The following is a 22,169-nucleotide window of genomic DNA, read 5'->3' on the forward strand; positions in this document are numbered from 1 at the left end:
TTACTAATTGAATAGTTATTACATACAGGGCGACTTGGTGGCAATTTATTACCACTCAAGGCCTGCCACTAGGACGAAAAAGGTCGAATATGAAAAAAACGTTATTGGCACTAGCACTACTAGGTGCATCTTCAACAGCAATGGCTGATTCTTGGTTGTACGGCGGTGTAATGGGTGGTCAAAACTCATTCGCTGGTGAAGATGAAAATGCAGTGGGCATCCACGTAGGTACAGGTATCCTTCCACTAATTGGTGTTGAAGCGGGTTACTGGGACCTAGGTTCTTTCGACAACGTTAGCTACGGCAACCGTGCTAAACAAGGTGTTGACGTAAGCACAGCTTACCTAGCGATCAAACCAAGCATCGACTTCGGTCCTCTTCACGTATACGCGAAGGGTGGTCTTCACTCATACGAAGTGAAAGGCGATAACTTCAAGCAAGACGACGTTGATATCATGTACGCTGTAGGCGCTGAATACTTCATCTTCGGTCCACTATCTGTAGGTGCTAGCTACCAAAACTTCAAAATGAAAGATGACGACGCGGGCGTTTTCTCTCTAAACGCAACTATTCACCTACTGTAATTAATCAGTAAAACTGATCGTAAATAACGGTCGGATAGTCGTTAAAGAGTTCGTTAGAATTCATAAAAAATGCCAGCTTAATAGCTGGCATTTTTGTATCTGTTAACCGGGTAATCGCAACTTTGTTTTCTTCTAACAGGTAGAGGGCAGGTGGTTACTTTTTACTGTTCAGAATACGCTGGATTCTTGGGTTAATCGCTTTGCCGTGTTGGCTTTCGTACTCTTCACGTTTTAAATCGTTTAGGTTCTTCACTGAGTTAGCGGCAAGCAGGAATTGTGGCAACTCCGTTTCTAGCATGCCTTTCTCATCTAAACGCTTCGCTTCCAAGTAGTACTTCTTAAACAGACCATCAAGCTTGTTTTCAGCCGTACGCTTCAAGTCGTACAGTTTGTTTTGGATTAACCACTTCTCAATCTTGTTCACCGCGGTGCGAGACAATACACGGATACGGCTATCCAGCAACTCTTCTTCCGTCAAAGAATCTTTCAGGATCCACAGTTCACCCATTTGCGGTGGCCAACTGTTGCCTAGTTGAATACGCTCATGACAGTGCATTAGCACACGGTTTAGGCCGTCTGAATCAACAGAGTTGGCAAATTCGATGAACTTACCGCTTGGTTCACTACCGTACTGATATTCCCACTGTGTTTCGTATACGCTCAAAAAAGAACCGAACACATGGATACACCAATCTGTCAGCTCTAATTCTGCGGCATCTTGATCAACAACAGGCACTTGTTGAGACGCACCAGAACCTGCAGCTTGTGCCGCCGCTACTTTCACATCGGTACTTTGTGCTTCAATAACTTCAGGTACTACTGGATCTTTAGGCAGAACTGTAGCGTCAGGTACAACAGGTTGAGCTGGCTCAGAAGGTTGGCTTTTTGCCTTTTTGAATGAGCTGCTGCCTGAAGCGTTCAGATGGGCTAAGCTTTTGTCGATACCCATTTCCTTGAGCTTGTCCTGCATTTCCTGAATATTGAGAGGTCTTCTGCTGTTGTTGTCTTTCATTTTGCTTCTCGTTAACTAACCAGTACTGCAACTTGGATTCGATGCGTGATATTGGCATTAGTTCATTGGCTTTGGCTTTATACCAGAGGACAAATTTTTTCCATACTAAACTATGGTCACCAGCAAGGCCGGAGAATTTAAACGCACGTTCCGCCCATGTTGGAATGATCTCTTCATCCAAATCATGCGTTGAAACGGTGTTACTGTTCATTGAGCCTCTGCCTTGTGGGCGAGGGGCATGTTGCATGTGTTGCATTGGCGCCGGAGCAGGCTGAAACTTAGGTACAGGTACAGGTGCAGGTGCAGGTGCAGGTGCAGTAGAGTAGACCGGAATACTATTGGCCGGTTGAACCTCAACGTGCGCCGCAGCTTGCTCTTGCTCAATGAGCATTTTGAAAACGTGAATCTCTTTTTTATCTCGATAATCTACTTTCACCTTATCGAGAAAACCTTGGTCGACTAAACACTTAAGACAGTCGGCTAAACCAAACGTAGAGAGAGCACAAAGTTGACCTGCTGTTTGTAGGCACACATTGGTGTAGCCGAATTCGTCAGCACCGTCTGCAAGCATCAATAAAACCAGCTTTTCTGCAGGGCTAGAAGTATTCACTTGCCAAGCTAAATAAGAATATTTGGCGCTCAATATCGTGTTCTCAAAAAAGGTAAGTCGTTGTCACTATTGTAAGTCACCCCTTACCGAATTTATAGCAACTTAACAGAAAACGACATTAGTAAGCCAAATATTGACCATAAGGAGACGTCTGCCCCATAAAGTAAGCCTACAGTCATTCATTCTCACGGTTCGTGTTTGGAATCGTCGGGTAACTACCCATCGCAACTTACCGTGCCAGAAAGTAGATTTAGACAACCACTTTACACATAACAGTAGAAAGGCAGGGCTAAATAACAGTTGATGGAGTTCGATGGGCGTTCTTCTTAAGGGAGAACGTCTCAAATTTAAGATGAGCCATATTTAGAATGTTCAAAGTCGTCTTTTTATAAAGTGGATCAAACAATCGAATAAACCTACAGGTAAGATGGTTATATTTTTTCGAATATCTATAACCTCCGAATATGCATGTAAATCGTGCTGGTGGTATCGGCCTTAAGGGATTTATGAATTCATTTAATTGGGATAAAAACTTTGAAACAGGCATTGGTGTTGTAGATGAACAGCATCAATACCTTGTTGGTTTTATCAACCACTACGGAAACCTGCTGTCAGAGAACACTATCTCTATCGACGACATTAACATCGCTTTACTTGATCTCACACGCTATGCCGAATTTCACTTTAAAGAAGAAGAATCTTTGATGAGAGATTGCGGTGTACATGAGTTACACATTGAAGAGCATATCAAAGTGCATCGTGTATTTATGCAAGATATCTACAGTATGCAAGCTTTCATCATAGAAGAAGATCAGACGTCAGCACGGCAGTTACTTAATTTCTTGATCCACTGGCTTGCTTACCACATCCTCGGTATCGACCAAAACATGGCGCGACAAATGACCGCCATAGAAGAGGGCGCGACACCTCTGCAAGCCTTTGTAGCGGAAGAAAAGCAGCAAGATTCTGCGACTGTCCCGCTGTTGGCTGCGCTTAACGGCCTGTTTGAACAAGTCTCTGAACGAAACAAACAGTTGTTACGCTTCAACCAGTTACTCGAAGATAAAGTTGAGGAACGTACGGCAGAATTAAAACGAGCGAACAAGAGACTTGAAGAATTGTCATTAACCGACTCTCTTACTAATTTGCATAACCGTCGTAGTGCTTTTAAACAGTTAGCGCTGCATTGGCAAGACTCCAAAGAACTAGGCATGCCTTTAGTGTGTATTATGATTGATGCCGACCACTTCAAGCGCATTAATGACACCAGCGGCCATGATGCAGGCGACTTGGTGCTACAAACCCTCTCGCGTGAACTGAAAAACACGTTCCGTAATGATGATATTGTTTGCCGGTTAGGTGGCGATGAGTTCTTGGTTATTTGCCCAAACACCGACCTTAAAGGTGGGATGTACATCGCGGAAACCGCTCGACAGAAAGTGTCTGAATTAGAGGTTGAAACCAGTCATCAAGTTTGGATTGGCAGTATTAGTGTCGGTGTCGCTGAGATAACCGAAGAATTCGGCTCAATGAACGATTTGATTAAAGCCGCCGATGAATCCGTTTATTTAGCGAAAAACGCGGGGAAGAACAGCGTTTGTTCGATTCAGATTTAGATCTCGATTTACTTAAGATTTAGAACCATAGCTCTCGTCAGTTTTAGCGCTCAGGCCACTTTAAATCTAAAACCTAGCTCGCTTAATTTTTTGAGCGTGATTCGCCTCCAAATCAAGGAGTGGTACCAGTAATTGTTCCACTTCTTCCTACTCCTCATTAATATCCTGTTAAATTTGCCGTGTTTTTAGTCAATAACTTGCTCTTTTAGCGATTCAATTTGGCATTGGTAGCGTGTTTGATTACTATGTGTAGCTATCTAAAAAAACTAATCATCCGATACGGACACTACCAACTGGTAGATGAGGAAATGATGCAACATCTAGAAGAGATCATTGCTAATGCAACGACTGCTATTGATACAGCAGATTCGTTAGTCGCACTTGATGAAGTGCGAGTTCAGTATTTAGGTAAGAAGGGTGAACTCACTCTTCAACTACAAAGCCTAGGTAAACTTCCACCTGAAGAGCGTCGCACTGCTGGTCAAGAGATCAACAAAGCGAAAGGTGCTGTTCAACAAGCGATCGTAGCTCGCAAAGACGCACTTCAACGTGCAGAGCTTGAAGCGAAACTAGCTGAAGAAACTATCGATGTGAGCCTACCAGGTCGTCGCATTGAGAACGGTGGTCTTCACCCAGTAACTCGCACAGTTGAGCGTATCGAACAGTTCTTTGGTGAGCTTGGCTTTAGCACTGAGTCTGGCCCTGAGATCGAAGATGCATTCCACAACTTTGATGCACTAAACATCGCAGACGATCACCCAGCTCGTACTGATCACGATACTTTCTTCTTCAACCCTGATCTAATGCTACGTACGCACACTTCTGGTGTTCAAATCCGTACGATGGAAAACGGCAAACCGCCATTCCGCTTCATTGCTCCGGGTCGTGTTTACCGTAACGACTACGATCAAACTCACACGCCAATGTTCCACCAAGTGGAAGGTATGTTAGTTGATGAGAACGTAAACTTCGCACAACTTAAAGGCATTCTTAACGATTTCCTTTGTAACTTCTTTGAAGAAGAAGTTGAAGTGCGTTTCCGTCCTTCATTCTTCCCGTTCACAGAGCCTTCAGCTGAAGTTGACGTGAAACGTAAAGATGGCAAATGGCTAGAAGTTCTAGGCTGTGGCATGGTTCACCCTAACGTACTTCGCTCTGTTGGCATCGACCCTGAGAAATACTCTGGTTTTGCATTCGGTATGGGTGTAGAGCGTCTAACGATGCTTCGTTACGGCGTAAATGACCTTCGTGCGTTCTTCGAGAACGACCTTCGTTTCCTTAAACAATTCAAGTAATCCGGGGCAGTCAAAACTATGAAATTCAGTGAATCTTGGCTACGCGAGTGGGTTAAACCTGCAATTAACAGCGAAGAGCTAGCTCACCAAATCACTATGGCTGGTTTGGAAGTTGACGATGTAGAACCTGTTGCTGGTGAATTCACCGGCGTTAAAGTAGGTAAAGTGGTTGAGTGCGGTCAGCACCCAGACGCAGACAAACTACAAGTAACTAAAATTGATATCGGCGAAGAAGAGCTGCTAGATATCGTTTGTGGTGCATCTAACTGTCGTCTTGGCCTAACTGTAGCAGTAGCAACAGTTGGCGCAGTACTTCCTGGTGACTTCAAAATCAAGAAAGCAAAACTACGTGGCGTTCCATCGCACGGCATGCTTTGTTCTTTCTCTGAGCTAGGTATCGACGTAGAGTCTGACGGCATCCTTGAGCTACCAGAAGGCACAACGCTAGGTATGGACGTACGTGAGCTTCTTGAGCTTAACGACGTAACTATCGACGTAGACCTAACAGCAAACCGAGCAGACTGCTTCAGCATCCGTGGCCTTGCTCGTGAAGTTGGCGTACTAAACCGCGCAGACGTTACAGAGCCAACAGTTGACGCTGTTGCAACAAGCATTGAAGACACAGTATCTGTTGAAATCAAAGCAACTGATGCTTGTCCACGTTACCTTGGCCGTGTGGTTAAGAACGTAAACGTGAAAGCGGAATCACCAATCTGGATGCAAGAAAAACTGCGCCGTTGTGGTATCCGTTCAATCGACCCAGTTGTAGACATCACAAACTACGTGATGCTAGAGCAAGGCCAACCAATGCACGCATTTGATCTAGCTAAGATCGAAGGCGGTATCGTGGTTCGTCTAGCAGAGCAGGGCGAAAAACTAACACTTCTAGATGGCAACGAAGCTGAACTAAACAGCAACACGCTTGTTATCGCTGACCACAACAAAGCACTAGCAATCGCTGGTATCTTTGGCGGTCAAGATTCAGGTGTTACTACTGAAACAACAGACGTACTTCTTGAAGCTGCATTCTTCGCACCGGATCACATCCGTGGTCGCGCACGTGCTTACGGCCTTCATACAGATTCTTCTCTACGTTTCGAACGTGGTGTTGACTCAACACTTCAAGCAGCAGCAATGGAGCGTGCAACACAGCTTCTAGTTGAAATCTGTGGTGGTGAAGTTGCGCCAGTAAACGGCAGCGAATCTGAAGCTGATCTTCCTAAAGCAAACGTAGTTGCTCTACGTCGCGCTAAGCTAGACAGCCTACTAGGTCACGAAATCCCATCTACAGACGTAGTGGAAATTCTTACTCGCCTAGGTTGTCAAGTTGAGACTACGGACGCAGGTTGGACGGCAACGTCTCCATCTTGGCGTTTTGATATCGCAATCGAGCAAGACCTAATTGAAGAAGTAGGTCGTATCTACGGTTACGATAACATTCCAAACCAAGCGCCTAAAGCGGCACTTAAAATGAATGACCACAAAGAAGCTGACCAACCGCTTAAGCGCGTTCGTGACCTTCTTGTAGACCGTGGCTACCACGAAGCAATCACATACAGCTTCGTAGAACCAGAACAGCAAAAACTTGTTGTACCTGGTGTTGAGCCGCTAATCCTGCCATTCCCAATCTCTGCGGACATGTCAGCAATGCGTCTTGGCCTAATCCAAGGTCTTCTAAACACAGTTGTTCACAACCAGAAGCGTCAACAGTCTCGCGTTCGTCTATTCGAATCAGGCCTACGTTTCATCCCTGAAGCAACTGCTGAAAACGGCATGCGCCAAGAAATGATGCTTGCGGGCGTTATCTCTGGTACTCGTGGCGAAGAGCACTGGGACATTGCAACAAACACTGTTGACTTCTTCGACCTGAAAGGCGACCTAGAAGCAGTTCTAGAGCTTTCTGCAAACGAAATCGCATACAGCTTCAAAGCAGCGAAGCACCCAGCACTTCACCCAGGTCAAACTGCGGCTATCGTAGTAGACGGCAAAGAAGTGGGTATCATTGGTACTGTTCACCCAGAACTAGAGCGTAAGTTTGGTCTTAACGGTCGCACTATCGTATTCGAAATCGAATGGGCAGCTATCAACACTCGCGTGCTTCCAGAAGCAGTAGCCGTATCTAAGTTCCCTGCAAACCGTCGTGATATCGCAGTTGTTGTTGACGAAGCAGTAGCTTCTGGCGACATCGTTGAAGCGTGTATCGCTGCTGGTGGCGAATTCCTAACAGGCGCTAAACTGTTCGACGTATACGTTGGTCAAGGCGTTGAAGAAGGTAAGAAGAGCCTAGCAATCGCACTTAGCCTACAGTCTGTAGAGCGCACACTTGAAGATGCAGACATCGCTGGTTCAGTAGATGCTATCGTAGCTTCAATCTCAGAGAAATTCGGCGCAGCACTTCGCGACTAATCTCTTCTGATAGATAGAAAAACCAAAGGCCTCGCAATTGCGAGGCCTTTTTGTTTTGTGATGAATAACGAATGGATATTAATTCGTGAAATTGGGTATCGTGACTTAAAGTCTATCCATGCAGTCAGATCATGTACTTTCATATAACTCCCTGTTATTGTTTTGAAAAATTAAAGATTAAATTTCGAACTTTTAGTATTGAGTAAAAATTTATGGATGTATTGAAGGATATCCTAAAGCAAGATGATACCGTTCTGTTTATAGGTTCTGGAGTATCAATGTGGTCGGGTTTACCCTCTTGGGGAAATATGATTTCTCAGCTGTGCGATTTTGTTGAAAAAAACGGTGCGTGCGCGAATTTAGTTCGATCGGAGGCTGAAAATGGGGATCTTTTACAGGCTGCAAGTTATGGCTTTGATCAACTAACTAACTTACAAATTGGCGACTTCATTAGAACAAGCTGTAAGTATGGCGTTGCTAAACCATCGAGTATTCACGAGAAAATTGTTTCTTTAGGGCCTACAAGCTTCGTCACTACAAATTACGATAACCTGATTGAAGAAAGCGTTAGAAAATGGTTGCCTGACAAGTTTTTTCGCCCACCGGTGACTAACCGACACCTTACTGAGACTGCGAGCATTGCGCATGCTCGATCTCATGACTTCATATTCAAACCTCATGGTGATGCAGGGGATACTGAAAGTATAATTCTAACAAGGGAACAATATAGAATGCTTCTCCCTGGGGGAGAAAGACATGCAGCATTAGAAACAGTTAAACTATTACTTGCTAGTCGTCCATTAGTGTACATTGGTTTTGGATTGAGAGATCCTGATTTTCTTTATTTAAGAGATTTATTGGCAAACACTTATAAAGGTGGCGTAAGAGATCACTATGCAATAATGGCAGATGTGACGGCCAATGAAGTTAGTTACTGGAGAAATAATTACGGGATTCATCTAGTCAACTATGATACATATGAAGATGAGAATGGATATAAGAAACATGACAATCTATTAACGCTGTTAGGTCAATTGCAAGAATGTTCAGGAGCTAATTTACCAGAATCGAATGACATTCAGGTAGTTACGCCACAAAACGTTCTTTCGTTAGCTAGACATGCAGGGAGGTTGTTAGCTTTCACACAAGTTTCACCTGAGTTAAAAATAAAAGCCAAGCTTACATGTCCTGGAGTCGAAAGTGGCAGGCCAAATATACGAAATAGGTATGTAGATTATAAAGAACATTCCATTGAAAAGATTTTAGGAGAGAATGGGCCCAAAAAGGCAATCGTTACCGGTCTGCCTGGCGCAGGAAAATCCTACTCAATGAAGAAATCAGCTTCGGCTATGGCTTCTAAACTAAATGATCTATGTTTATCTGAAGAGTTTTGTCCGGAAAATGTAGTAGTTCCAATATATGTAGATTTAAAGCTTTATGATGGAGATATTATAGATCTAATATCAAAATCATTGGCATCATCTTTAGATATCTATGAGTTGGATACTAAATTCAGAGTTAGGATATTCTTAGATTCATTTAATGAAATACCTCGTAATTTTATCGAAAATGGAGAATATGAAAAAGATATATATAAATTTATAGATAGCCTTAAAAATAGTGATGTGATTATTGGATCTAGAACAAATGATGGGCTAACAAAACTAAATTTACCAACTTATCATTTGGAACATATTGACTACTATTATGTTGCTAATGAAGTTGCTAATATGGGTTTGTCTTTTGATATTAGATTCGAAAATGAAATTATCTCCATGCTTCGAAAACCATTTTTCTTTAACTTGTTTATCAGTGGTAAAGTTAATTTACCTGATAAATTCAACCCAATAGATTTATACAATTCCTACTTTGAAAATATTGAGATCGCTTTTATTGAAAGTTACGGTATCCGTTTGGATTTACGATTGTGTCTTTCAAAAATCGCATATGAGGCTCTGAATAATGGAACGGAGGCACAACCACTTCAGATAGTCCTTCAGATTATTAAAAGCCAATTAAAGAATCAAGAAATAAAGGTAGTTGATGAGTCAGAAGTTGCGAACTGGTTAGTTTCAAGAGACTTACTTATCCCTTACGTAAATAATAAAGTTGCATTCTTCCATCAATCTATAACAGAGTATTTAGCAGCCACAGAGTTGGCATGTAAATATCAAAACAACCCTGAAGTTCTGAGAAATGTTTTGAGTCATACTCGTTGGGATCAGGCTTTGTTTTTCACTCTTCCTTTATTATCTATTGAGGAATCTGAAAAGTTTCTGAACCATGTTATGGATGTCGACCTCCAGCTTGCTATTACTGCGTCAAAATATATCGAAATAGGAAGAACGGAAATAGTAACCAAGCTTTTGGAAAAAGTTGCCATCCTATATCAAAATAATGGAATTGATATTGACGATTTTAGAATTGGATTTGCTATTAGAAACAGCTTGGTTGTAGATGAATCACATTGTGAATTATTAGAAAAAATCGTTAGCTTCAAAAACTCTCTTGGAGCTGATGCAATTATGTTGTTAGACACAATAAAAGGTGAGAAATTTAAAGATTATTATTTTGAATTAATGTTTACTGACCGAAATGATTATAACTTTATAGCAAATGGAGTGTCGGTTGCCTTAAAGGAATATATAACCAGTAAAGATCTTGATAGAATAGAAGAATTAATTGATAGAGTTGGAGTCCTTGAAGGCAGCGAAATTATCGAGAATAATTTAGAAGGGTTTTTGACAGGTATTGCTAATTTATTAGGTTCAATTAATTTAACGGAAGTAAAGAAAGCTTTGTTTACCTCTAAGAAAGATAAACTCCCCAAATTAAATGGCTTGATTTTGTCAAGGATGTTATATGAAAAAAGTAGTAATGAAAAGCTAGATTTTGCTTTAGAGTTACTAAAGTATACCCCTAAGGCTGTAGTATCTATATACTTTATTTGTTCTCGCGCTGATAAAGATAAAATAAATTTGGATGTCATTAAAGGTGAACATCTTGAGCAGATAGTAAATCATGCACTTGTACCGGATTCCTGGTCAATTAATACCATTAAGCTGATATGTAAATATAATAGTGAATTTGAGGTTTTGGTCAGGGAAAAAATCGAGCAATTCGAGAATCCTCTGATTAAGATAGCGCTCGAATCAGTAGTCTCTAATGACTCTAGGAAAATAATTGAAAAAATTAAAGAACTGAGCAAAAAAACAAATGAAGAGTTATCTAACGAATCTCTATGCTTATTAAAGGGTATAGATGTTGATTGGAAAGGTTATGAAAGTGAACTGTTACAAGTTTTAGCCCGTGGGAACAGAGAACTTTCAATGACTGTCTTTGATCAGACTAGAAACGAGAGTTTAGGGGATCTTCCAATTGAAGAGCTAGGTATATGGCTCGAAATGTTTCGTGATTATAATAAAGACTCTGATACATATTGGTATGCGTATCTTTTCTCTGATTTATTAGGAAATTGCTTGACCCAAGATAAAATAAAGTTATTTGTTGAAGAGTTTAATTCGCGAGACTCGAAATATAGAGGGTTATTGTCTGACTTAATATTGATTAAATTCGATGGAATATCTACCGATGATTTTTCAGAAGATTCAATTTCTTATCTGATGTCAAGGTTAAGTAAAGACAATCATATGAATAGATTTGGAGATAACTTGTTGGGGAATACATGTAGTAAAAGTTTTGTGAATGACTATCTCCTTCCACTATCTAATATCGAAGAGCAACCATTAGCTAGAAATCTGCATAAAGTGTTATCAATAGCTGGTCAGAGGCATGGTAAGCGTTATACTTCCTTCTGAGTAAAAAATTCTAATTTACAAATAGAGCTTCTATATTCATAGTCGCTCTATTTTTTATGTGATTTATTTACTATTACTTCAATACACCTGTTTGGTTTGTTTTTTTTCAATATCAACCCTATCTCTCTTCAAAATCACTCTTGACCCCACTACAACTTCACACTTTATAGTGACCATATTGATTAAGAGGGGCGCTTTCTGTGTTCCCTCCAAAGTAACTAGAGAGACACTATGAAACGTTTAATTCTAAACATCACACTCTTGGTATTCATGGCACTTGGTAGCATGAGTGCCATGGCTCATGATTCAACGGTTAAGTACGGTATTGCGATATCTCACGATGGTGAGCAAATTGCGTATGGCAAAAGTGGAAGCGGGGATACGGCGCTGATCTTCATTCATGGCTGGAGCTTAGACAGTAGGCTGTGGCAAAACCAAGTGAGTGAGTTTTCAAAGCACTATCAAGTTATCACCATGGACTTAGCCGGGCATGGTAACTCATCGTTTAATCGCCAAGAGTACACCATGGTTGCGTTCGCTGAAGACATCAAAGCGGTCATCGACAAAGAACAACTCTTAGTCGGGCATTCCATGGCGGGTGGTGTGATTGCAGAAGCCGCTAAACTGATGCCGAAAAGAGTGAAGGGCATTATTGGTGTCGACACATCGCAAAACGTCGCACTCGCGGTTTCACAAAGCGACTTAGATGCAATGACCAAACCGTTTGAAGCAGACTTTCAAGCGGGCATTACTATGTTCGTGAAAGACTCGCTACCAAAAGACGTAGACGCAGATTTACTTTACTGGGTAACGCAAGACATGGCTTCAGCACCGCCAGCTATCGCAATAAACCAGTTCCGTCATTATCTAGGTCAATACGTGACAGGCGAAGCACACCGCGTGTATGAGAACGTGAACGTACCGGTAATATTGGTCAACGCTCGCCTATGGCCAACGGATTCAGAAGCGAACAAGCAACACATCAAGGATTACAGCATTTACTACATTGAAGACTCTGGCCATTTCCCAATGCTTGAGCAACCACAGCAGTTCAACGCAACCTTGATGAAAGCGGTGAAGTCAGTGAAGTAGGGCGCTTTAGTTGTTAAAGGATAGTGGTAACCGTTGATAGAAGAACTAAGGCCTCGCGATTGCGGGGCTTTTTGGTAGTTGGAGGTTTTGCTAGCGACATTCATTCCCAATTTGCGAGTAATGTTCGCACCTGTCACTCGTTTATGGTCCTTAAACGAGTACCTCATAGTTATATAAATTATTTATCAATCATTATTTAGATATGCAATCGTAATCACACTTATTTGTAGGGGCTGACCTAATCTAATAGATGCTTACTATTGATAATAATAACTTTAATTATGTAATTTAGGACGTCCTGCTATGGCTAAGAAAATAATATTCATTCATGGTCGCGCTCAAAAGCCCGATAAAGTTCACCTTCAAGCACTCTGGTACGAGGCAATAGAACATGGCTTACAGCGAGATTGTGGAGACTCAAGTTCATTGCAAGCTTTTAAAGATGTCGATAAACGGTTTGTCTATTACGGTGAACTATCAAACACATTGTTAGAGAAACCAACGGAAGACCCTGCAAGTCGACAGCAAGCGCTGTCTGAACTCAAAAAGTACAAGACAAGCCAGTTCAATAAAACAACGTATAACAAGGTATCTAAAATTGGTTTTCTAAAAGAGGCGTTAGCAGATACTTTTTCATCGCTATTTGGAAAGCTGGGTGTGGCTGAGACACTCATCACGAAGGTCGCGCCGGATATGGCGCTTTATTGGTATGAAGATACCTATTTCGGGAGCGATGTCAGGCATAGGCTAATGGTTGAATTGAAGCAAGCGCTTGATAATCAAGATGATGTGATGATTGTATCACACAGTCTCGGGTCAATGATCAGTTATGACGTGTTATGGAAGTTGTCTCATTACGGAGAGTATAGACACGACTATGGTGCGGATAAGAAGGTCAACTTATTGCTTACGCTCGGGTCACCGTTAGGAGATGAAAACGTAAAAGATAGGCTAAAAGGGAGTCGCTTGAAAGATGAGAAGAAGTACCCTTTAAACATTCAGCAATGGATAAACATATCGGCAGAAGACGATTTTATCTCTCATGACAGCAAAATTAAAAATGACTTCAAGGATATGCTCAAACTGGGTCTGATACCCGGCGGAATGAAAGATATCCACCCAATTTATAATCTCAATATTCGTAACGGAAAAAGCAATCCACATGCTTCCATCGGCTATCTCATCAACCCTAAATTTATCACAGTACTGGACGAATGGCTCTCGAGTTAATTTGGTTTACCATCGTAAATTGCTTCTCTGTTTGTTCGTTGGAACGAAGATAAAACAAGGCCTCGCGTGTGCGAGGCCTTTTTGTGTTCCGGCTAAAACTCAATATTAATCGAGTTTAACGGAAGCTTGGGATAATCGCCGGAATACCCGGTAGAAGACCAACCAACGCCATCACACCACTTAGCACAATGAACATAGTTCCAGGCAACACCCAGCGGCTCATTTTACTCAGTTCACTACTACGTTCTTTACAACCGACTAAGCCTAAGTTGTCCAACAGCATGGTGAGAGCCCAACCAAATGCAGGGTTAACGAGCGCTGAAGAAAATACAACAATCGCTGCCGATTGGGTGGTTTTCCCTTCACGCGTCATTTCCATTCCAGCTTCTAGCAATGGAACAAATACCCCAACAATCAGCGCCACACAAAGTACCGGTTGCCAGATAGCTAAATCCATCGGGTAACCCCAAACCGCGGCGATAATACAGAACAGAGCCGTTAGCAAAGCACCAGCAGGAATAGGGCGTTTAGCAATCGCAGCCGGTACGATGTAAGTACCCCATGAAGACGTAAAGTTAGTACCACCAAGCAGAGAACCAAACGTTTGACGAATAGACGCAGTGGTCATGGTGTCATCAATGTTCATGTGTACTTTTTCAGTGCGCTCTGGGTAGCTGATCTTTTGGAATACTTGATGTCCTAAGAAATCTGGTGACCACATCGCTACGGCAAGAATCGCAAACGGCAATACCACCATGAAATGTTCAATCGTCGGTAGGCCAAGCATCCAACCTGTATCTTCTCCCCACCAATACATAGGGTTCATGTTAGGTAAGCCTGGCTCAGTGTGGAAAGCAAATGGGGCGCCCATGGCAAATGCAATCGTACCACCTAGCAAGCAGCTAAGAGGGACGGCTAGCCAACGCTTACGGAAGTGTTCCAGTAGCGCGTACAAAATGATGGTGCAAAAGATCACCACAAAAGCGATGTGGCTCATGCCAATTCCCTCAGCCCAAGCGAACAGCTTTTTAACTTGAGAGGCGGTTCCAACAAAGCCGAGGTAGAGTAATAAGCCGCCACACACGCCTTTACTGGTCAGGTTGGCCAACATGCTACCACCTTTACTGATGGCTAAGATTAATCCGAAAGCGCCAATCAGCAACCCAAACGCCATAGGATGTCCGCCTGCTGCAACGACAATTGGAATTAACGGGATGAGTGGACCGTGTGTACCTGCGAGGTTTGCGGTCGGCAATAGGAAGCCAGAGAAAATAATAATGAAAACAGAGGCGATGAGGAGTTCATAACGAACGTTTTCTAGAATGAAGTCTTCATTTAATCCGAGAGCCCCAGCAAAGGTGGCTGCAATAGCGCCCACCATAACCACTTTACCAATGGTCGCCGCCATCGCTGGGATGGTGTCTTCTATCTCAAATCGATAATCTTTAAACGGCAAATTTGGACGCCAGCGCTTAGGCGACATGATTTGCAATTCGTGTTCTAGATACTGTTCTCGGGATTCAAACTCTGAGCTTGGTTTATGTTGTTGTTCATAGGTGAGTTCGTCCTCATTGGCTTGAGGCTTCTCTGTTTGTATATGTGCGGACTCTAAAGTAGTGCTCATTTTGATTCCTTTCGTTCACACTCTAAGGTGTGTTATTCCAACAAACGTTGTTGACTCACGGCATGAAGCGTAAACAATGCGTCAACTTATAATTAAAAATTCATTAACATTTAGTTGTTAGTACCTTATACCAAACCAAAAAAAACAAATAGACTCAGTCGGTTAGACATTAGTCGTAGAGCAAGCCGACTAGTATTAGACCCTGTAGATAGTATGTGTCTGGTTATTTGTAGTCCCTTATTTTCTCCCACGTTCTGCACTTGATAGTGATAGAATCTCCGCATTAGAGTTATCGAGAAACTAGGTATTTATAAACAATGTTTATCCATCACGTAAATGGCATCGACTGGCTGGTAATTACAGCCTTTGAAGAACTGAAAACTATGTTTATCGAAGATGCAGGCCCAATCCCAGCTTGCTTTTCTACCGCCAGCGAGTTGAGCCTGATTGATCAAGCCAAACGCAGCTATGGATTTTTGCCTAAACTCCGCGGTGTGATCACCGATACCGGCACTTTTCAAAGTAGAGATCTTGAAGAAGATTTGAACCCACAGCTTGCGTGTATCGTTGAAGGGCGTGGTCGGGTTTTTATCTATCACGGTGACTACGTGGCTTTTGTCGATGACGAGCAAACCTTCATTACCCGTATGGACTGAGAGTGATTCAGTCAGTTGAGATCGGCGAATTGGTAAATCGGCGAGTTAGCCCACCTAGAATTTAAAACTAAAGGATTAATATGATGGCAAAAACGATCTCATTGGTACTTGGCAGTGGTGGCGCAAGAGGCTTGGTTCACGTTGGAGTCATCCGCTGGTTAATTGAGCATGGCTATCAGATAAAATCCATTTCTGGCTGTTCAATTGGCGCACTTATCGGTGGTGTCTACGCTGCGGGCAAGTTGGATGAATTTGAAGAGTGGGTCACCAGTATCGACCAAGGTGATATGGCGATGTTGTTGGACTTTTCATGGCAGTCGAGTGGTATGTTTAAAGGGGACAAGATCATCGACACTCTGCGTGGACTGATCGGCGAGATTTCAATTGAAGATCTGCCCATCCCTTATACCGCAGTTGCCGCTAACGTCGCCGATGAAAAAGAGGTTTGGCTGCAATCAGGTTCTCTGTTTGATGCCATTCGCGCCTCTATCTCTTTGCCACTGTTCTTGACCCCTCACGTTATCAATGGAGAAGTGCTGATTGATGGCGGCGTTCTTAATCCCGTACCGATTGCGCCTACCTTTGGTGATAATACAGACTTTACACTGGCTGTGAATTTAGGTGGTGAACCTGAAATGGTTAAACAGGAAGTGATACCGGTTTCCCTGCCAACAAAAGAGAGCAACCTGCATGAGAAGGTTGTGCATTTTATCGATAACCTCGGTAGCAGTGTAAAAAGCAAAATGAGCTTCAACTTTGCTTTTTACGATATTGCCAACCAAGCATTTGATGCGATGCAATCGACCATTGCTCGTCAAAAACTAGCCGCTTACCCCGCCGATATTACGCTTGAAATTCCACGTAATGCCTGTGGCACCTTAGAGTTTGATCGCTCACAAGAGATGATCGACAGAGGCTACCACTTAGCACAGGCTAAACTGGGCAATCGGCTTTAATGTATTTGCACTGAATGAGGGTAACTATGGAAACTGAACTCAAACTATCTGAACTCAAAGAATTGGTCACAACAAAAGATGTCATCGTGCTCACCAGCATAGAAGAGCCTGCTGTATCTTGGTTGATAGATTGCTATCAAGAGAATGCTGATATCCAAATTATCGAGAACGCACACCAACTAGATACTGAAGCGATTTTGTCGCAATGCAGAAGCAGCCTTAGCGAAAGTAAAAAGGTGATACTCACCGCGCAGTTTCGTAGCCAGCTGCCTATCATCAATATCGCTTCACTGTGTAATGAGAAGCGCAAGTCATTGATCAATATTGAGCTATTAGGCTGGGATGAAGAAAAACGCGTTCCTCAGTCGTACAGTTGTTTTTAGCTGAAAGTGTTTCTGGACAACTTGCCACTGTCTTTATGGCTTTGTAATTGTCCGGGGACTGATGTTGCACTTTGCGTTTCTGTATTGGCCACTTAAGGCTTTAGTTAGATCCATTCCCAATCACTTCCAATACATGGTTAGGTGGTGATCAGTACATCGGTCATCCACTTGCTCTGTTGCAGCTTGTATCTGGTGGGTACCAGCAAAAGTCGCCCAAGAAATTAATCAGATTGTAGATGATAGTTCGAGTATAGAAAGCTCTGATGCGACAGGAAAAATACGTTACGAAAAAGCTTTTGGTGGCGCTCTTATCTGTATGATTGGAGATGACTATCCAATGCCTTCTGAACAGTCCAACTATGCCGTCGCTAATTATCTCACTGGCAGCTTGGTCTTTGTTTTTACCTGACCAAAGGCGAAGCTCGATTCAATAGAAGCAATATTGGGCAGGCGGGTTAGTTGTTTACGGATAAATTGCTCGTAGCTTTTGAGTGATTCACTGACTACATGCAACAGGTAGTCGTGATTGCCTGTCATCAAAAAGCACTCTAACACTTCATCAATCGCTTCAATGTGCTGCTCAAAGTCTCGCATATTCTCTTCAGTTGGCTTTTCAAGTTTCACCAACACAAACACATTCACAGGCAAGCCGCATGCTTCTTGGTCGACACTGGCGTGATAGCCGCGAATAATCCCTTGTTTCTCCAGTGCTCGAACTCGACGTAAGCAAGGAGAGGGCGACAGTGCCACGCGATCGGCCAACTCTTGGTTAGTCAGGCGGGCGTTGCTTTGCAGTTCAGCCAGTATTTTCTTGTCGATCTCATCCATTGACATATTCCATCAATATTCAATTTTATTTGGCAATATTATTGCTCAAAGTGTATGTCTTGCTTCGCAAATAGCAATTTTTAACATCTGCCCAAAACTAAAATTAAAGGAGGAACAACAAGCATGGAATGACTTAGGAATTATGAATACTTCAACTCAACTTAGCCCGCTGCGTAAAACCACCAAACATGAACAAGCAGAAGCCCTTGCCATTGAGCAGGCAAAGCATTTTGGTATCGACCCAAACAGTGATTACGGCGTCACGCTTATCGAACTGGCGACGACACTGTACAAAGCCAATACCAAGACACACGATCTGTGGGCATTGACGGTTGATGGGCTTTCAGAACTCGACAAGAGTGACCGAATCGCTTGGTTTAACGCCAAACGTTTCTTGTCATTCCAGATCGCTAAGATCCTCGATAATCTGCAAAACCCAATGCGTGCTACTTACCAATCTATTGCCACCAATAATGGCAATTTTGCGTCTAAAGGCGCGTATCCTATCTTCGATAATGTTGCCGCTATTTTCTCTGCCAGCCCTGTTATTACGCGCACTGCGACCTATTTGTTTGCGTGTACAGAATGGATTGAAGATGCGTTCAACGGTAAAGAGCCGCTGCACGATATCTATTCTCGACTGCTTAACCCGACATCGATCTCACTGGCAAACCACATGGTTGACCTAGAGGCAGGCTCTAGAGCCAACGAATACCTAGCATGGAACTTCAACTCTGGCATGGCGGCTATTGATGGGCTATTGAGCCATTTACTTGGACATGAAGATATAGTCTTAGCTTCACGCAATATCTACGGTGGTTCTTACCAGCTGTTGGAAGATTGGTTTGGAAAACCTTCTAATCTGAATGTCGCGGTAGAGTGGGTGGATGGTTACTCCGGTGATGAGTTTGCGACGCGCCTTGATGAGGTTGCTGATAAATACGCAGATCGCATCGCTGCGGGTAAGAAAATCTACGTCTACCTAGAGTCACCATGTAACCCGCATGGATACGTGTTGGATGTTGCGAGCATCAGTAAAGCTGGTCACTCTCGTGGTTGGGATGTGATTGTTGACTCGACAGTGGGCACGCCTTTATTACATCCAGTACTCAAACGTGATGATGCGATGGAAAGACCTGATTATGTGATTCACTCTTACACTAAAGAACTGGCGGGTTCTGGCACCACAACTGCTGGAGTTGTGATTGGCCGCAATGAGACTATGTTTGTGCCAAAAGGAGAGGAGGTTATTTTCACCAAGCCCAACGGTGATGAGGCCAAAATCCCATGGAACGAAACCCTATTTTGGAATGTGTACTACATTAAGGGCGCATTCCTAGATGCAGACAAAGCGTTTGAAGTGCTCAATGGTATGAAAACGTATGAGATGCGTGTGGTGCAGAAAACGATTAATACACTGACTCTCGCGAAGATCTTCGATGCCCACCCAGACATCAATGTGTCGTGTCCAGCTTTGCCAGATAGTGATAACTATGAGCACTGCCAGAACAACATGTACTTGGGTTTGCCAGCCGCGCTTTTCACTATCGATATGGAAGGCAACGGCGACCGTGCACCAATCAATCGAGATGGGTTTAAACAGTTCTTCGACATGCTTGAGCCAGCAATCGGCATGCAAGTGAGCTTAGGGCAAACCAACACCGTGGCCTTGTGCCCAGCACTGACCACGCACTCAGAGCTCAGCGATGAAGCGTTAAATGAAGCCGGTATCAAACCGACCACAATGCGTATCTCTATCGGCTTGGAAGATCCTCGAATGTTCATTGCTCATATTGTTGAGGCGGCTAAATTGTCGATTGACCGAAAACACGCAGACTTCTCATCCAGCTTCCCGAGTAGTGACAATATCGATGAAATCTATATGCAAACTTATATGGATGTACACCAGAGGTTTGTGAAAAGCTTGCCGAAGTTTGGGCAGCTGAGTCAGTAACTTAGGTCAGTAAGGAAAGTTTGCAAGATCAGTTAGTTAAAAGGCCGTAAATAAAAAAGCACCCTGCTGACTCAATAGTCGGTAGGGTGCTTTCTCGATATAGAACCTAGGGACCATATTGGTTTACCAAGTCGCTTACTATTTAGGCTGGTGGCCTGTCTTTTTCGCAAGCTCTTGCATAGCCTCGGCAAACGTTGTTGTTCCGCCTTTCGCTTTAACCTGAACAACTTTGTACCCGAGGCTTTCAAGCGCTTGGCGCTCTTCTAAAACGGCTTTGTCATCTGGTTGACTGCCTTGCACTGGCTGATGAATGTAACACCCTTCTAATTGACCATCTTCGACTAGCTGGTGGTGTTTCAGTGTATTGATATCAAAATTCATAGTAAGTCTTTTCGTGTAAAATGGAGAGCCTCTGTGGCAAGTCCGTAAGTATTTATCATTTTATCGTTTGTACCATACGGCATTTTAACCACAACAAGCTAGTAAAAATGAATAAATTCAAAGGCATCGCCTAGAAGTATATGGTGCCTATTTTGTGCTTATTTAATACCCGATTAAGTATCTTGTTTTTTTGCTACCTCGAAATACCATCTTCATTATTTTCGCACAGAAAACGGATGTGACTACAATTCCACTGCAGATTCCTATGTAGAGAGTAATGTTAAAGTCGCTTTTTAAGGTGCCACCAAAATATTTAGCGTCTGCGATTTCGAGGATCAGTAGCAACCACGGGGGGATGAAAAAAATCGCAAAGCTTGTATCTGAAATGGTGTCTAAATATTTGGATTTAAAACTCAATTTTTCAAGAGTCCCATACAGTAAAAAGATGAGGGCAACCTTTTGAATAAAAACAACATCTATCGCATCGTATTCAAAAAATGGCTTGTGTGAATTGCCATTGATACCAGTGTGATTTTGATAAATAGACAGCATGACAACGATAAATAGCAACAGAAGTAGTGTCTTACTATTTAAGCAATCAGTGACCTTATCTTTGTTCATACACACGCTAATCCCTATCAAATATATTGGCGTAAAATACACCAGAGACTGGAGTGGTTTAGTGCAAAAGAGCTAAACCCTGAACGCTGGCCAGGTGATATCAGAAACTGTGAACCTGTTGGTGACGTTCACTTAAATCCAGAAAGAGAAGCTGCTTAATAAGCAAGCAAATGATGACAACTACCTTGAAAAACACCGAGGTGGTAGGAAACTTAAAAAAGTAAATTTTGAAGCTTTATGACGCTAGGTATTTGTTTTCTAACAAGCATGGGGGAACGCAAGGGTAAGAGTAGCAACAAGATTAAAGCGAGATAATTTTAAAATAGATAGCTTGGTAGTCGATAGAATGAACCGAGAATGAAATTCTACTTAATCCGACCTTCTCACTGCGATTGTATTCATTGATAGAGTGGTTAAACCCATAGGCTGTTGAAGGAGCCATATATTGCGTTATGCCCTGTTGTGTAGCCGTTATCCCATCATGGCCGTGACCACAGATCACGTCACGTACGCGGTATTTTCTAAGCACGTTCATCACATCGGTATCGTTTTCTAGAAGGATGGCTTTCATCCAATCTGCACCGACTGGAATGACAGGGTGGTGAACAACCACGATAGGATCATTGGCCTTTCTTAATTGTTGTTTTAGCTGAGCCATGCCGCGGTTATCAATACGCCCTGAACCAAGTGGGTGTTGTTTACCGAGAGGCTTGAAGCTTGAGTCTAGGAACACAAACTCTCGTTCACAGATGGTGGCTTTGTCGGTGACACAAATCGTCGAGCCCTTTAGCTCTTTGCGCATTAAGCGAGAGTCATCATGATTCCCTGCAATCGCGTAAATAGATTGGTCGTTAATGTGTTGCCTAATGAACGCCTCTAATCGAACGTAGTCGCCAGATTTTGGATTACAACAAATATCACCAGTCAGAAAAATTGTCTTGCATGCTGTGTCTTTGTTGATGTATTCCAGAGCTCTACGCAGGTTCTCATAGCTGGATTCATCGGAAAGGTGACAATCACTGATTTGGTACACGGTATTCATTGTTATTGTCCGGTCATTCGATATATAGAGTTAAAGGTGATAGAAAAATGCCTGCTAAGTC

At 42.7% G+C, this 22,169-nt stretch carries 18 protein-coding genes and 1 pseudogene; 12 read left to right on the plus strand and 7 right to left on the minus strand.

What is annotated here, in order from left to right; genetic code table 11:
• Window positions 1–89: 89 nt before the first annotated feature.
• The gene (locus tag OCV19_RS06695) at window positions 90–584 is read left to right on the plus strand and encodes an outer membrane beta-barrel protein (RefSeq protein WP_017107497.1); all 495 of its coding nucleotides are present in this window, start codon (window positions 90–92) and stop codon (window positions 582–584) included.
• Window positions 585–738: 154 nt separating this feature from the next.
• Here OCV19_RS06695 and OCV19_RS06700 read toward each other — a convergent pair whose 3' ends face one another.
• Window positions 739–1,533, minus strand: coding sequence for a hypothetical protein (locus tag OCV19_RS06700; protein WP_065676960.1), 795 nt, complete (start codon window positions 1,531–1,533; stop codon window positions 739–741).
• On the minus strand, window positions 1,454–2,239 hold the full coding sequence (locus OCV19_RS06705; protein WP_065676959.1) for a hypothetical protein: 786 nt from the start codon (window positions 2,237–2,239) through the stop codon (window positions 1,454–1,456). Before OCV19_RS06705 ends, OCV19_RS06700 begins: the two co-directional genes overlap by 80 nt.
• Before the next feature lie 473 nt (window positions 2,240–2,712).
• On the opposite strand from OCV19_RS06705, the gene OCV19_RS06710 reads away from it, so the two are divergent.
• The 6 genes from OCV19_RS06710 (at window position 2,713) to OCV19_RS06735 (ending at window position 13,663) form a co-directional block, all read left to right on the plus strand.
• Window positions 2,713–3,822: a GGDEF domain-containing protein gene (locus tag OCV19_RS06710; RefSeq protein ID WP_065676974.1), complete on the plus strand. Its 1,110-nt coding sequence runs from the start codon at window positions 2,713–2,715 to the stop codon at window positions 3,820–3,822.
• 311 nt (window positions 3,823–4,133) lie between these two features.
• Entirely contained in the window at window positions 4,134–5,117 is a 984-nt protein-coding gene (gene pheS / locus OCV19_RS06715; RefSeq protein WP_065676958.1) for a phenylalanine--tRNA ligase subunit alpha, read from the plus strand.
• A gap of 18 nt (window positions 5,118–5,135) precedes the next feature.
• Complete coding sequence (gene pheT, locus OCV19_RS06720) at window positions 5,136–7,523, plus strand: phenylalanine--tRNA ligase subunit beta (RefSeq protein WP_065676957.1); 2,388 nt, start codon at window positions 5,136–5,138, stop codon at window positions 7,521–7,523.
• A 212-nt stretch (window positions 7,524–7,735) separates the two neighbouring features.
• Entirely contained in the window at window positions 7,736–11,341 is a 3,606-nt protein-coding gene (locus tag OCV19_RS06725; protein ID WP_065676956.1) for an SIR2 family NAD-dependent protein deacylase, read from the plus strand.
• Window positions 11,342–11,572: 231 nt separating this feature from the next.
• A complete protein-coding gene (locus OCV19_RS06730) occupies window positions 11,573–12,433 on the plus strand; it encodes an alpha/beta fold hydrolase (RefSeq protein ID WP_065676955.1) in 861 nt (286 codons plus the stop codon).
• Between the two features lie 303 nt (window positions 12,434–12,736).
• Entirely contained in the window at window positions 12,737–13,663 is a 927-nt protein-coding gene (locus OCV19_RS06735; RefSeq protein ID WP_065676954.1) for a hypothetical protein, read from the plus strand.
• 115 nt (window positions 13,664–13,778) lie between these two features.
• Here OCV19_RS06735 and OCV19_RS06740 read toward each other — a convergent pair whose 3' ends face one another.
• On the minus strand, window positions 13,779–15,287 hold the full coding sequence (locus OCV19_RS06740; RefSeq protein ID WP_017059070.1) for a DUF3360 domain-containing protein: 1,509 nt from the start codon (window positions 15,285–15,287) through the stop codon (window positions 13,779–13,781).
• Between the two features lie 317 nt (window positions 15,288–15,604).
• Here OCV19_RS06740 and OCV19_RS06745 point away from each other — a divergent pair, with 317 nt between their 5' ends.
• The 4 genes and pseudogenes from OCV19_RS06745 to OCV19_RS24880 all read left to right on the plus strand — a co-directional run.
• The gene (locus tag OCV19_RS06745) at window positions 15,605–15,943 is read left to right on the plus strand and encodes a cytosolic protein (protein WP_065676953.1); all 339 of its coding nucleotides are present in this window, start codon (window positions 15,605–15,607) and stop codon (window positions 15,941–15,943) included.
• Window positions 15,944–16,026: 83 nt separating this feature from the next.
• Window positions 16,027–16,899: a patatin-like phospholipase family protein gene (locus tag OCV19_RS06750; RefSeq protein WP_017070388.1), complete on the plus strand. Its 873-nt coding sequence runs from the start codon at window positions 16,027–16,029 to the stop codon at window positions 16,897–16,899.
• Between the two features lie 14 nt (window positions 16,900–16,913).
• Window positions 16,914–17,282 carry a hypothetical protein gene (locus tag OCV19_RS06755; protein ID WP_065676952.1) on the plus strand — a complete coding sequence of 123 codons (369 nt, stop codon included), beginning with the start codon at window positions 16,914–16,916 and terminating at the stop codon, window positions 17,280–17,282.
• Window positions 17,283–17,442: 160 nt separating this feature from the next.
• Window positions 17,443–17,691 (plus strand): annotated as a pseudogene (locus tag OCV19_RS24880) (hypothetical protein); the annotation flags it as partial.
• On the opposite strand, the gene OCV19_RS06760 reads toward OCV19_RS24880, so the two are convergent.
• A complete protein-coding gene (locus OCV19_RS06760; protein WP_032548816.1) occupies window positions 17,655–18,110 on the minus strand; it encodes an Lrp/AsnC family transcriptional regulator in 456 nt (151 codons plus the stop codon). The pseudogene OCV19_RS24880 and the gene OCV19_RS06760 overlap by 37 nt on opposite strands.
• A 142-nt stretch (window positions 18,111–18,252) precedes the next feature.
• On the opposite strand from OCV19_RS06760, the gene OCV19_RS06765 reads away from it, so the two are divergent.
• Entirely contained in the window at window positions 18,253–20,064 is a 1,812-nt protein-coding gene (locus OCV19_RS06765; RefSeq protein WP_065676951.1) for a trans-sulfuration enzyme family protein, read from the plus strand.
• Between the two features lie 138 nt (window positions 20,065–20,202).
• Here OCV19_RS06765 and OCV19_RS06770 read toward each other — a convergent pair whose 3' ends face one another.
• The 3 genes from OCV19_RS06770 to OCV19_RS06780 form a co-directional block, all read right to left on the minus strand.
• A complete protein-coding gene (locus tag OCV19_RS06770) occupies window positions 20,203–20,445 on the minus strand; it encodes a hypothetical protein (protein ID WP_046224055.1) in 243 nt (80 codons plus the stop codon).
• A 162-nt stretch (window positions 20,446–20,607) separates the two neighbouring features.
• A complete protein-coding gene (locus OCV19_RS06775; protein WP_065676950.1) occupies window positions 20,608–21,066 on the minus strand; it encodes a hypothetical protein in 459 nt (152 codons plus the stop codon).
• Window positions 21,067–21,367: 301 nt separating this feature from the next.
• Window positions 21,368–22,108 carry a metallophosphoesterase family protein gene (locus tag OCV19_RS06780; protein ID WP_065676949.1) on the minus strand — a complete coding sequence of 247 codons (741 nt, stop codon included), beginning with the start codon at window positions 22,106–22,108 and terminating at the stop codon, window positions 21,368–21,370.
• Window positions 22,109–22,169: the final 61 nt, after the last annotated feature.

The organism is Vibrio celticus (assembly GCF_024347335.1).
Lineage (GTDB): Bacteria > Pseudomonadota > Gammaproteobacteria > Enterobacterales > Vibrionaceae > Vibrio > Vibrio celticus.